This window comes from Kitasatospora hibisci (genome assembly GCF_043950205.1).
In the GTDB taxonomy this organism is placed as follows: Bacteria; Actinomycetota; Actinomycetes; order Streptomycetales; family Streptomycetaceae; genus Kitasatospora; species Kitasatospora hibisci.
The window spans coordinates 2,716,936-2,729,418 of the sequence record NZ_CP171642.1; the positions used below are offsets into that span (position 1 = coordinate 2,716,936).

The window sequence follows — 12,483 nt, forward strand, 5'->3', positions numbered from 1 at the left end:
GGTTCAGCCGGTCTTCGCCTCGATCGCCCGCCGCAGCTCCGCGGCGTCCAGGCCGTGGTCGGCGATGACCTTCGCACCGAGGCCCTCGCCCTCCCGGATCACACCGAGCACCAGGTGCCCGACCGCGATGTGACCCGACTTCAGCCGCAGCGACTCCCGCAACGAGAGCTCCAGCGCCTTCCTCGCCCGGGCAGTGAACGGCACCCGCCCGGCCTTGGCGTCGGAGCGGAACCAGCCCCGCCGCCGCGGCTCCGGCTCCTCGGCCGGCGCATCCAGCACCCCCGCCCCGAACACCGACTCCACCGCCTCCCGGACGGCGTCCAGGTCCACGCCGATCGAGGCGAGCGCCTGCGCGTCGCGCCCCTCCCCCAGCAGCCGCCGCACGGCCTGCCGGGCGGTCGCGTGGTCCAGCCCCGCCTCGACCAGCACCGCGGCCGACGGGTCCTCCGGCCAGGCGAGGACCGACAGCAACAGGTGCTCCGTCCCGATGTACCCGTGCCCCAGCCCCGCCGCCTCCTCCCGCGCCTGCACCACCGCACGCCGCGCATCCTCGGTGAACCGCTCGAACATCGCTCAGTCTCCGTCCCTGTCCCCACCGGATCCCCCGGCCCCGCGCCGGGCGTACTTCTTGTGCACCGCCTGCCTGCTCACCCCGAGGCAGACCGCGATGTCCTGCCAGGACCACCCCTGGTCCCGGGCGTTCCCGACCTGCAGCCCCTCCAGCCGGTCCGCCAGATCCCGCAACGCCCGGACCGCACGCAGCCCGACCGCCGGATCCCGACTGCCGGCGGCAGCCGCAAGCTCACCGTTCTCGCTCATGCCGTCAACATAGGTTGACAACCGGGATGGTGTCAACCCTGGTTGACGCGGAGCGCGCGAAAGAGGCGGCTGCCCCCTGTCGAGCCGGACCCCGCCCGGCCCTCGCCTTCAGCCGTCCACCCGCCCGCCTGCCTGCCCGCCTGCCCCGCGAGTCTGCGGTTCCGGACGCCATCGCCCCTCGCCGGTCGCTCGATCCCGCCCACGGCCCTCGCCCTCCAGACCGGGATCCGCCTTCGCTCCGGCACTCGGCCGGCCGGGGGCGGCGGTCGACCACCGGCCGGATCCGAACAGGCCCCGCACGTCCTGCCGCCGCGGGCGTCCGCGGCCGCGTCCGGGCGCCGACCGCACAATCGCCGGGCGAGGAGGCAGAAGGGGGCGAAGTGGGACGGTTCGACGGCTTCGACGCTGCCGGGTTCTGGGACGACTCCGCGTACGCGCTGGCGGAGTACGTGGAGGAGGCCCCACCCTCACCGGAGTTGATCGCGTCGCCGGAGGAGGAGCTCGGCGGATACCGCCCGCCCGACTCCTGCGTGGCCCTGATGGCCGCGCACAACGGCGGCGTTCCGGCCCGAAACCACTTCCCCATGCCGCAGGCGGCCTCCCGGGCCGTCGACCACCTGGAGATCAACGGTCTCCGGGGCATCGGACGGGACCGGCCCCACTCGCTCGGCGGCGAGTTCGGCAGCCGGTTCTGGATCGACATGTGGGAGCACCCCGACATCGGCGTCTACTTCGGCGACACGCCCTCGGCCGGCCACGACATGCTCGCCCTCGACTACCGAGCGCGCGGCAGGCACGGCGAGCCCGCGGTGGTCCACGTCGACCAGGAGAACGACTTCGCGATCACCTTCGTCGCGGAGAACTTCGAGGCGTTCGTGGCGGGCCTGGTCGACAGGCCCGTCCACGACACCTCGGGGCGGGACCGGGTCGCCGCCCCGCGAGGGTAGCGGGGTGAGCGGAGGAGGCCTCCGAGGACGGTCTCGATGACGGCGGCGACCGGCTCGCGCGTCCGCACCACCGGACCCACGTCTTCCCCACCCCCCTCAACAGGAGTGTCCCCCCGGAGATTCAGTACTCCGGGGGGACACTCCTGCCGGCCGGGCTCCGGGGCCCGACGATCAGTCAGGCGACCGCCGGGCCGGAGAGGCAGGGTCCAATCGGTGGACGGCCGGACTCAGCTGCAGCCGCTGGTGGAGCCGCAGCCCTCGCAGAGGTAGCAGCTGCCGGCGCGACGCATCTTGGTGCCGCAGGAGAAGCAGAGCGGCGCGTCGGCGTTGAGGCCGAGCTGGATCTCCAGCAGCTCCGTGGAGTTGTGGGCCTGCGCCGGGGCGGCCTTGGGGGCCTCGACCGCCGGGGCCGCCGGAGCGGCCGGCTTGGTCACCGGCGCGGACTGGGCCAGGGTCTCGGTGTCGAGCTCCTCGGCCTCCAGCGGCTCGTAGGAACCGGTCTCCAGGTGACGCTGGCGCTCCTCGACGGAGTGGATGCCGAGCGCCGAGCGGGTCTCGAACGGCAGGAAGTCCAGCGCCAGGCGGCGGAAGATGTAGTCGACGATCGACTGCGCCATCCGCACGTCCGGGTCGTCGGTCAGGCCGGCCGGCTCGAAGCGCATGTTGGTGAACTTCGAGACGTAGGTCTCCAGCGGAACGCCGTACTGGAGGCCGACCGAGACGGCGATCGAGAAGGCGTCCATCATGCCCGCGAGGGTCGAACCCTGCTTGGACATCTTCAGGAAGACCTCGCCCAGGCCGTCGTCCGGGTAGGAGTTGGCGGTCATGTAGCCCTCGGCCCCACCGACCGTGAAGGAGGTGGTGATGCCCGGACGGCCCTTGGGCAGGCGCTTGCGGACCGGGCGGTACTCGACGACCTTCTCGACCGCGGCCGGGGCGGCCTCGGCGGCCTTCTCCTCGTCCTTCTTCTTGGCCGAGAGCGGCTGGCCGACCTTCGAGTTCTCACGGTAGATCGCGAGCGCCTTCACGCCCATCTTCCACGCCTCGAAGTAGATCTCCTCGACGTCCTCGACGGTCGCGGAGGCCGGCATGTTCACCGTCTTGGAGATGGCGCCCGAAATCCACGGCTGGATCGCCGACATCATCCGCACGTGGCCCATCGGGGAGATGGTGCGCTCGCCCATCGCGCAGTCGAAGACCTCGTAGTGCTCGCCCTTCAGACCGGGCGCGTCGACCACGTTGCCGTGCTCGGCGATGTGGGCGACGACCGCCTCGATCTGCTCGTCCTGGTAGCCGAGGCGCTTGAGGGCGCGCGGGACGGTGCCGTTGACGATCTGCATCGAGCCGCCGCCGACGAGCTTCTTGAACTTGACCAGGGCCAGGTCGGGCTCGACGCCGGTGGTGTCGCAGTCCATCATCAGGCCGATGGTGCCGGTCGGGGCGAGAACCGAGGCCTGGGCGTTGCGGAAACCGTTCTCCGCACCGATGCGGAGCACGTCCTGCCAGGTGTCGTTCGCCGCGGCCCAGACCGGGGCGTCCAGGTCGTCGACCGAGACGGCGGCAACCGAGGCGTCGGCGTGCTGCTTCATGACCCGCTGGTGCGGGGCGGCGTTGCGGGCGTAGCCGTCGTACGGGCCGACGACGCCGGCGAGTTCGGCGCCGCGGCGGTAGGCGGTGCCGGTCATCAGCGAGGTGATGGCGCCGGCCAGGGCGCGGCCGCCCTCGCTGTCGTACGCGTGGCCGGTGGCCATCAGCAGGGCGCCGAGGTTGGCGTAGCCGATGCCCAGCTGGCGGTAGGCGCGGGTGGTCTCGCCGATCTTCTCGGTCGGGAAGTCGGCGAAGCAGATGGAGATGTCCATCGCGGTGATGACCAGCTCGACGACCTTGGCGAAGGTGACGGCGTCGAAGGAGTCGTCGTCGCGCAGGAACTTCATCAGGTTCAGCGAGGCGAGGTTGCAGCTGGAGTTGTCCAGGTGCATGTACTCGGAGCAGGGGTTGGACGCGTTGATGCGGCCGGACTCCGGGCAGGTGTGCCAGTGGTTGATCGTGGAGTCGTACTGGATGCCGGGGTCGGCGCAGGCCCAGGCGGCCTCGGCCATCTTGCGGAAGAGCCTCTTCGCGTCGACGGTCTCGATGACCTCGCCGGTCATCCTGGCACGCAGGCCGAATTCGGTGCCGTTCTCGACCGCGGTCATGAATTCGTCGTTGACGCGGACCGAGTTGTTGGCGTTCTGGTACTGGACGGAGGTGATGTCGTCCCCGCCGAGGTCCATGTCGAAGCCCGCGTCGCGCAGGGCGCGGATCTTCTCCTCCTCCTTCACCTTGGTCTCGATGAAGGCCTCGACGTCCGGGTGGTCGACGTCCAGGACGACCATCTTGGCCGCGCGGCGGGTGGCGCCGCCGGACTTGATGGTGCCGGCGGAGGCGTCGGCGCCGCGCATGAAGGAGACCGGGCCGGAGGCGTTGCCGCCGGAGGAGAGCAGCTCCTTGGAGGAGCGGATCCGGGAGAGGTTGAGGCCGGCGCCGGAGCCACCCTTGAAGATCATGCCCTCTTCCTTGTACCAGTCGAGGATCGACTCCATGGAGTCGTCGACGGCCAGGATGAAGCAGGCGCTGACCTGCTGGGGCTGCTTGGTGCCGACGTTGAACCAGACCGGCGAGTTGAAGCTGAACACCTGGTGGAGGAGGGCGTGGGTCAGCTCGTGCTCGAAGATCTCGGCGTCGTCCGGGGTGGCGAAGTAGCCGTTCTTCTCACCGGCGGCGCGGTAGGTGAGCACCACGCGGTCGATGATCTGCTTGAGGCTCCACTCGCGCTGCGGGGTCCCGACGGCGCCGCGGAAGTACTTGGACGTGACGATGTTGACCGCGTTCACCGACCAGAAGTCGGGGAACTCGACGCCGCGCTGCTCGAAGTTGATCGACCCGTCGCGCCAGTTGGTCATCACGACGTCGCGGCGCTCCCAGCGGACCTCGTCGTACGGGTGGACGCCAGGGGTGGTGTAGATGCGCTCGATCCGCAGACCGCCCTTGGGGGCCTTGCCGGCGCCCTTGGCCGCGGTCTTGTCGGACTTCGACCCGCGTGCGGAACCGCTCGTGGTGTCTGTCACTTCTCGCTCCTCCTCCTGGGCAAACGCCCAAAGTGCCCCGAAAAGTCCGGGCACCGCTGGTTCGCTCTTCCGGTGTGCGGACAGGCGAGGACCCGCCTGGTACCGCACGGTTTGTGATGTTCCGTGCACCGCTTCCGGGCACGCGTCGACCCCGGTAGGGGGCCGGTGTGTCGCCGACCCCCGCCGGGGGCCGGTTGTGGTGATCGGCCCCGTGGGGCCGTGTGCTCCGCCGGGCCGCTAGGGCGCGGCGGCGGGGACGGGCACGGGGGTGCCGTCCGCCGCGGGGGCGGGCCGTTCGCGGCGGAGTTCCGCGATGGCGGCCTCGAAGTCTTCCAGTCCGTCGTACGCCTGGTACACGCTGGCGAACCGCAGGAAGGCGACCACGTCGAGCTCCTTCAGCGGTCCGAGTATGGCCAGCCCGACGTCGTGGGTGGTGAGCTCGGCGTTGCCGGTGGCCCGTACGCACTCCTCGACCCGCTGGCCGAGCTGGGCGAGGGCGTCCTCGGTGACCGGGCGGCCCTGGCAGGCCTTGCGGACTCCGGAGATGACCTTCTCCCGGGAGAACGGCTCGGTGACGCCGCTGCGCTTGATGACCATCAGCGCGGCCGTCTCCACCGTGGTGAAGCGGCGGCCGCAGTCCGGGCACTGCCGACGACGGCGGATGCAGCTGCCGTCCTCGGTGGTCCGGCTGTCGACGACGCGGCTGTCGGAGTGCCGGCAGAAGGGGCAGTGCACCTGAGGATCCCTCCCTGGCGGAACGTGCGGACTTGTCGAGTCTATGCGATGCCGACCCGTCCTCGGCAAGCTGATCATGCGACGTGACCACTAGTACTGGGCACGATGTGGACTGTAGCCACTACATGTAGGTCTTCGGGGGAAGTGACACCCCTGGCGTGTCGGCGCGGACTAGACTTCCGGCGTCGATCTCGGATCGAACATTTAATCGATGTACAACAAAGCCTTGATCGAGTCAGCCAACTCCCGAATAATTCACTCGAACGTGTGTTTGGCGCAACCTTTCGATAGGAGGTGCCGTTGGGCTGGAAAAGGGAGAGGACAGCCGTCGAGAGGGGCCGCCGTGAACACGATCGAAAGCAACACCATCCCGGTGCAGGAACACTCCCAGCTCAAGGTGGGCCAGCGCACCACGAACCAGCAGAGTGTGGACGTCAGCATGGACCGTAGCGAACAGCACCGACTCTCCGGCCCGGCCATTCCCCACGCGAGCCGCGTTCCCGACCAGGCCATCGAGCACGCCCCCGCGCTCGACGACACCCACCCGGCGCCGGCGCGTTCGATGCCCGGGCGCCCCCCCGGCATCCGCACCGACGAGGCCGGGCTGACCGAGCGGCAGCGCCGGGTGATCGAGGTCATCAGGGACTCCGTCCAGCGCCGCGGCTACCCGCCGTCCATGCGCGAGATCGGCCAGGCCGTCGGCCTGTCCAGCACCTCCTCGGTCGCCCACCAGCTGATGGCCCTGGAGCGCAAGGGCTTCCTCCGGCGCGACCCGCACCGCCCGCGCGCCTACGAGGTCCGCGGCGTGGAGGTGGCCCGGCCCAACACCGCCGAGACGGCCGGCCGCCCGTCCACCTCGTACGTGCCGCTGGTCGGCCGGATCGCCGCCGGCGGGCCGATCCTGGCCGAGCAGACGGTCGAGGACGTCTTCCCGCTGCCCCGCCAACTGGTCGGCGAGGGCGAGCTGTTCGCGCTCACCGTGCGCGGCGACTCGATGATCGAGGCAGCCATCTGCGACGGGGACTGGGTCACCGTCCGGCGCCAGCCTGTCGCCGAGAACGGCGACATCGTGGCCGCGATGATCGACGGCGAGGCCACCGTGAAGCGCCTCAAGCGCGAGGACGGGCGGATCTGGCTGATGCCGCACAACCCCGCGTACGAGCCGATCAACGGCGACCACGCGACCATCCTGGGCAAGGTCGTCGCGGTCCTGCGCCGCCTCTGAGCGGCCTGCCGGGGCGCAGACCGGGAAGGGGCTCGACCGCACTGCGGGGAGCCCCTCCGGCGTTTCCGGACCGTGCAGCGGCCCCCTCCGCGGGAGCCCGCCGGCCGCTCTCCGGGCCGGCGGCCCGGCGCCCGGCCGTCCCGCCCGGCCGTCCCGCTCGGCCGGGCAGCACCGGCCCGGGGCCGCGTCCTCAGCCCCGCCGGACCACCGGCCGGATCGGCGGCGCCGAGGCGTCGATCGCCGCCAGCGAGCGCCGCACCTGGTTACGGTCGGTGGTGTACCAGAACTCCGGCATCGACGAGCGGAAGAAGCCCCCGTACCGCTTGGTCTCCACCCGCGGGTCCAGTACCGCGACCACACCGCGGTCGTCCGCCGCGCGGACCAGCCGGCCCGCGCCCTGCGCCATCAGCAGCGCCGCGTGCGTCGCCGCGACGGCCATGAAGCCGTTCCCGCCGCGCTGCTCGACGTCCTTCTGCCTGGCGCTCATCAGCGGGTCGTCCGGGCGCGGGAACGGGACCCGGTCCATCACCACCAACTGGCAGGCCGAGCCGGGCACGTCGACGCCCTGCCAGAGCGAGAGCGTGCCGAACAGGCAGGTGGTGGCGTCCGAGGCGAACTCCCGGATCAGCTCGCCCAGGGTGTCCTCCCCCTGGAGCAGGATCCGGTTGTCCAGCCGTTCGCGCATCGCCTCCGCGGCCGCCTGGGCGCCGCGCATGGAGGAGAACAGGCCGAGCGTCCGCCCACCGGCCGCGCCGATCAGCTCCGCCAGCTCGTCCAGCATGTCCGGGCGTTCCGGGTCGCGGCCCGGGTCGGCCAGGTGCCTGGCGACGTAGAGGATGCCCTGCTTCGGGTACTTGAACGGCGAGCCGACGTCGATGCCCCGCCAGAACGGCACCGGGTCGTCCCCGAAGCCACCGGGATCCGGCTCGTCCCCCGGGGTGCGGACGTCCGGCAGCCGGGCGTCGGAGGGCAGCCCGACCGAGGCGGCCACGCCGTTGAAGTCCCCGCCGAGCTTGAGGGTGGCCGAGGTGAGCACCACCGAGCGCTCCTTGTAGAGGCCCTCCCGCAGCAGTCCGGAGACGCTCAACGGGGCGACCCGCAGCGAGCCGGTGCCCAGACCGAACCGGTCGCTGCGCTCGATCCAGACCACGTCGTACTCGGAGTCGGCCAGCAGCCGCTCCGCCGTCTCGTGCAGCGTCTCGGCGGCGGCCATCGTCTGCTTGCGCACGGCGTCCTCGTCGCTGAGCCCCTTGTCCCTGGTCTCGCCGAGAGAGGTGATCACCTGGCGGCTGGCGTCCCGGATCGCGGTGACGGCGTACGCCAGGTACTCGGGCAGTTCCTCCACCCGGCCGGGCTGGGCGGTCTCCATCAGGCCGTGGTAGTTCTCGGCTGCGGCCTGGAGGGCGTCCACGGCCTTCTCGTTGGCCAGCCGGGCGGCCCGCTTGACCGCCCGGTTGACCGCGCCGACGGTCAGCTCGGCGGTGGCCGCGCCGGTGACCCGGTTGACCAGCTCGTGGGCCTCGTCGACGATCAGCAGCCCGTGCTCGGGCAGCACCGGCGCGCCCTCGATGGCGTCGATCGCCAGCATCGCGTGGTTGGTGACCACGACGTCGGCCAGCTTGGCCCGCTCGCGCGCCTTCTCCGCGAAGCACTCCTGCCCGTACGCGCAGCGGGTCGCGCCCAGGCACTCCTTGGAGGTGACCGAGAGCTGCGCCCAGGCCTTGTCGGAGACGCCCGGGGTCATGTCGTCCCGGTCCCCGGTCTCGGTCTCGTCCGCCCACTCGCGCAGCCGCAGCACCTCCTGGCCGAGCTTGCCGGCGGGCCCGCCCATCGCCTCGACCGGGTCGAACAGGCCCTCGCCCTCGTCGCTCGGGGTGCCCTCGTTGGCCCGGTGCAGGCAGAGGTAGTTGGAGCGGCCCTTGAGCATCGCGAAGAGCGGGCGGCGGCGCAGCACCGGGTGCAGGGCCTCCACCGTGCGCGGCAGGTCCCGCTCGACCAGCTGCCGCTGGAGCGCCAGGGTGGCGGTGGCGACCACCACGCGGTCCCCGTGGGCGAGGGCCGGCACCAGGTAGGCCAGGGACTTGCCGGTGCCGGTGCCGGCCTGCACCAGCAGGTGCTCGCCGTGGTCGACGGCGTCGGCGACGGCCTCGGCCATCCGGACCTGGCCGGGGCGCTCGACGCCGCCGACGGCGGCGACGGCAGCGTGCAGCAGCTCGGGGAGCTGGGCCCGCGGGACGGCGTCGTGGGCGGCCGAATCGTCGGCGGCGTCCTCGGCTGCGTCGGCGGGGAGCTGGGATTCGGAGTCGTTCGTCATGACCCTCCCACCCTACGGGGCGGGGGTGACAATCCGGTCCCGTCGTCCGGGCAGCGCGGCCGGTCCCTCCGGGGCCAGCGCGTTGGGGACGGTGCCGTGCCGGGCGGCGTGCGGGCGGTGCGGGCGGTCGCCGTAGCCGTCCAGCAGCAGCCGGTTGCGGTTGAGGCAGAGCCGGTCGATCCGCGGGCGGAAGAGGTCGAAGAGCGCGAACCGCTCCGCCAGTTCGGGGAAGCGTTCCTGGTGGCGGAGGATCTCGGCGCGCAGCAGGGCCCAGAACTCCGCCTCGGGCAGGCCGGTCTGGGCCTCCAGCAGCGGTGCGAGGTAGCGGTAGACGCCGATGAAGAGGCCGGAGTGGAGGAACTGGCAGAGGCCCTGCGGGTCCTCGCGCAGCAGCACCTCGGCCACCTCGGCGGGCAGGCCGCGCAGTTCGGGCAGGTCCTGGTCGCTGAGGTTGACGTCGTCGACGAAGTCCTTGACGGCCAGCCGGACGGGGGTGTCTGCGGCGTCGAAGACCACGATGGCGTTCTCGCCGTGCGGGGAGAAGACCAGACCGTAGCGGTAGAGGAAGTGCAGCAGCGGCGGCAGCATGGCGGCGAACAGCCGGGCGGTCCAGGCCGCGGGGGCGAGCCCGGAGCGGGAGATCAGCTCGGCGGCCAGGGCCCGGCCGTCGGAGCCGGTCTGCAGCAGGGCGGCCAGGGTGCGGCCGCGCTCGCCGGGGTCCAGGGCCGGGCCGAGCGGCTCGCGCCAGATGGCGCCCAGCAGCTCCTTGTACTGGTACGGCGCCTCGGGCAGCTCACGGTAGAGCGGGTGGTCGACGGTGACGGAGGCGATCTCGCCGAGCAGGACGACCCGGCACTCGTCGCGCAGGAACGGGTCGGCGTCGCGCAGGCCGTGGATCCAGGCGGTGACGGCGGGTGCCGCCAGCGTGCGCTCGGTCGGGAGGCCGCGCCAGACCAGGGTGTTGAGGACGGCGAGCGGCAGCTTGACCGTGCAGCGGTCCGGGCGGCTCTGGTTGAAGAACGAGCGGATGGACTGCTGGGGCAGTCGCAGGTCGCCGTCGGAGGGCAGCGGGACGATCTCGCCGGAGGCGATCCACGGCGCGAACAGCGGGACGACGGTCTCGTCCCACTGCCAGGGGTGGACGGGCAGCAGCAGGTAGTCGTCGGCGTCCGGGCCGAGGGCGGCCCGGAGGGCCTCGGGGTCGTCGAGCTCGCGGGCGTAGAGCAGGTCGGGATCGGCGAGGCCGGGGACGCCGCGGTACTCGGCGAGCCGGCGGTGGACCGCGATCCAGGGGAGCGGCCGCGGGGTACGCGCCTCGGGGGCCCAGCGGGCGGCGTCGCGGGCGGAGAAGCCGAGCCGGCCCTTGTTGGGGACGATCCAGGGATGGCCGCCCTGCCGGCCCTCCAGGTCGGTGTGGCCGAGGTCGGCCAGCTCGGCGGCGGTGAGCGCGGTGGCGAGCTGGTGGGCGTCGGAGATCAGGGTGGCGGTGAGCTCGCGGACCAGGTGGCCGGTGGTGTCGCCGGGCATGCCCAGCACGCGCCGGGCGTACGGGAGGAAGCGCAGCGGGTCGAGGCCGTCGGGCACCGAGCAGCGGACCGAGTCCTCGTCGACCTGCCAGCTGCCGTAGGCGCCGCGGCGGGCGAGGAAGCGGTACTCGGCGCCGTCCAGCCGGAGCAGGTAGGTGCCCTCGGCGGTGCCGGGCTCGGGGGTGATCAGCTCCTCGTAGGCGAACTCGCCGAGCATCTTGGCCAGGAGCGTGCGCCCGGCCCGCTGCCAGTGCCCGGGGGTGAGCTGCGGTGGCAGGTAGAGCGGCGGTTCAGCGGCCGGCGGCTGCGGCACGGGTCGACTCCTGGGGACGGGGAACGGCAGGGGCGGGTTGGTGGGCGGCCGGTTCGGGGGTGGGTGCCGCGGCGCGCGGCGGGGTCTTCGGCTCGTCCCGCTGCCCGGTGCCCGGCGCCGCCGGTCCCCCGGCGTGCGGTGCGGCCTGCGGCTCGGCGCGCGGTGGGGCGAAACCGGTCCAGGCGGTGCGGGTGGGCAGCCGGTGGAGGGTGCGGCCGGTCACGGCGTTGAGGATGACGGCGGCCCGGTGGGCGCCGAGGCCCAGGTCGGGCGTGCCGACGCCGTGGGTGTGCAGCTCGGCGTTCTGGACGTAGAGCCCGCCGGTGAGCTCGGACCGGGTGGCCACCCGGTGGTCGAGGTCGACCCGGTAGCGCCCGGACCGGTCCCAGTCGATCAGGTGGGCGAGCGGTTCGAGGGCCGCCGGGCGGGCGGCGCGGTAGCCCGTGGCGAGGACCACGGCATCGGTGCGCAGCAGGTGCCGCGTGCCGGAGTCGGTGTGCCGGCAGTCCAGTTCGAGGCCGCCGCAGGGCCCGGGTCGGGCCTCGGCGACGGCCGTGCCGGGGGTGATCTCGACCGGTGCGGCGTCCATCGGCCGGCCGATCGTCCGCTCGTACAGGTGGTCGTGGATCTCGGCCAGGGTCTCGGCGCTGGCGGCCTTGTGCAGCTGCCACTGGGCGTCGATCAGGGTGTCCCGGACCGGCTCGGGAAGGCCGTGGAAGTAGCGGGTGTAGTCGGGGGTGAAGTGCTCCAGCCCGAGCCTGGAGTACTCCATAGGCGCCAGCGCCCTGGTCCGGGTGAGCCAGCGCAGCCGGACGCCGTCGTCGCCGTGGCGGCGCAGCAGGTCGAGGAAGACCTCCGCGCCGGACTGGCCGCTGCCGACCACGGTGATGTCGCGGGCGCCGGCGAGGTCGCCGCGGCGGTCCAGGTAGTCGGCCGAGTGGAAGGCGCGCGGGTGCCCCGCGAGGGCGGCGAAGGCCTCGGGCAGGACCGGCCGGGTGCCGACGCCGAGCGCGAGGTTGCGCGCCCACACCTCCTCGCGCCGCCCGGTGGCGGTGTCCCGCAGTTCGACGCGGTAGCGGTCGCCGGCCCAGTGCAGGGCGGTGACCTCGGTGCCGAAGCGGCAGTTGGCGAGCCGCTCGGCGGCCCACCGGCAGTAGTGGTCGTACTCCCGGCGGGGCAGGTGGAAGCGCTCGGCGAAGTAGAAGGGGAAGAGCCGGTCCTGCTCGCGCAGGTAGTTGAGGAAGGACCAGCGGTTGGCCGGGTCGACCAGGGAGACCAGGTCGGCGAGGAACGGCACCTGCATCCGGGCCCCGTCGACCAGCATGCCGGGGTGCCAGCGGAACTCCGGGCGCTGGTCGCAGAAGAGGGTGCGCAGGCCGGGGACGGGGTCGGCGAGCGCGGCGAGCGAGAGGTTGAAGGGGCCGATGCCGACGCCGAGCAGGTCGTACGGCGCCGGCCGGGATTCCGGGGTGTCCTCTGGGGTGTCCATGGGGTGGG

The 12,483-nt window shown here is 72.6% G+C and carries 9 protein-coding genes; 2 read left to right on the forward strand and 7 right to left on the reverse strand.

Annotated elements, in window-relative coordinates:
* Positions 1-3: 3 nt before the first annotated feature.
* Entirely contained in the window at positions 4-570 is a 567-nt protein-coding gene (locus tag ACF9IK_RS11565; protein WP_395294151.1) for a Clp protease N-terminal domain-containing protein, read from the reverse strand.
* 3 nt (positions 571-573) lie between these two features.
* Positions 574-819, reverse strand: coding sequence for an RNA polymerase subunit sigma-70 (locus tag ACF9IK_RS11570; RefSeq protein WP_395294152.1), 246 nt, complete (start codon positions 817-819; stop codon positions 574-576).
* Between the two features lie 380 nt (positions 820-1,199).
* Here ACF9IK_RS11570 and ACF9IK_RS11575 point away from each other — a divergent pair, with 380 nt between their 5' ends.
* Positions 1,200-1,766: an SMI1/KNR4 family protein gene (locus tag ACF9IK_RS11575; protein WP_395294153.1), complete on the forward strand. Its 567-nt coding sequence runs from the start codon at positions 1,200-1,202 to the stop codon at positions 1,764-1,766.
* A 227-nt stretch (positions 1,767-1,993) separates the two neighbouring features.
* Here ACF9IK_RS11575 and ACF9IK_RS11580 read toward each other — a convergent pair whose 3' ends face one another.
* Positions 1,994-4,873: a vitamin B12-dependent ribonucleotide reductase gene (locus ACF9IK_RS11580; RefSeq protein ID WP_395294154.1), complete on the reverse strand. Its 2,880-nt coding sequence runs from the start codon at positions 4,871-4,873 to the stop codon at positions 1,994-1,996.
* Positions 4,874-5,110: 237 nt separating this feature from the next.
* Positions 5,111-5,608, reverse strand: a complete 498-nt coding sequence (gene nrdR / locus ACF9IK_RS11585; protein ID WP_395294155.1) for a transcriptional regulator NrdR — start codon at positions 5,606-5,608, stop codon at positions 5,111-5,113.
* A 562-nt stretch (positions 5,609-6,170) separates the two neighbouring features.
* Between nrdR and lexA the strand changes: the two genes are divergently transcribed.
* A complete protein-coding gene (lexA, locus tag ACF9IK_RS11590) occupies positions 6,171-6,833 on the forward strand; it encodes a transcriptional repressor LexA (protein ID WP_395298544.1) in 663 nt (220 codons plus the stop codon).
* Positions 6,834-7,023: 190 nt separating this feature from the next.
* On the opposite strand, the gene ACF9IK_RS11595 is transcribed toward lexA, so the two are convergent.
* From ACF9IK_RS11595 to ACF9IK_RS11605, 3 genes are read right to left on the reverse strand one after another with little or no spacing between them, the layout of a single operon-like run.
* Positions 7,024-9,147, reverse strand: coding sequence for an ATP-dependent DNA helicase (locus tag ACF9IK_RS11595; RefSeq protein ID WP_395294156.1), 2,124 nt, complete (start codon positions 9,145-9,147; stop codon positions 7,024-7,026).
* Between the two features lie 12 nt (positions 9,148-9,159).
* On the reverse strand, positions 9,160-10,986 hold the full coding sequence (locus ACF9IK_RS11600) for an IucA/IucC family protein (protein ID WP_395294157.1): 1,827 nt from the start codon (positions 10,984-10,986) through the stop codon (positions 9,160-9,162).
* The gene (locus tag ACF9IK_RS11605) at positions 10,964-12,475 is read right to left on the reverse strand and encodes a lysine N(6)-hydroxylase/L-ornithine N(5)-oxygenase family protein (protein WP_395294158.1); all 1,512 of its coding nucleotides are present in this window, start codon (positions 12,473-12,475) and stop codon (positions 10,964-10,966) included. Before ACF9IK_RS11605 ends, ACF9IK_RS11600 begins: the two co-directional genes overlap by 23 nt.
* Positions 12,476-12,483: the final 8 nt, after the last annotated feature.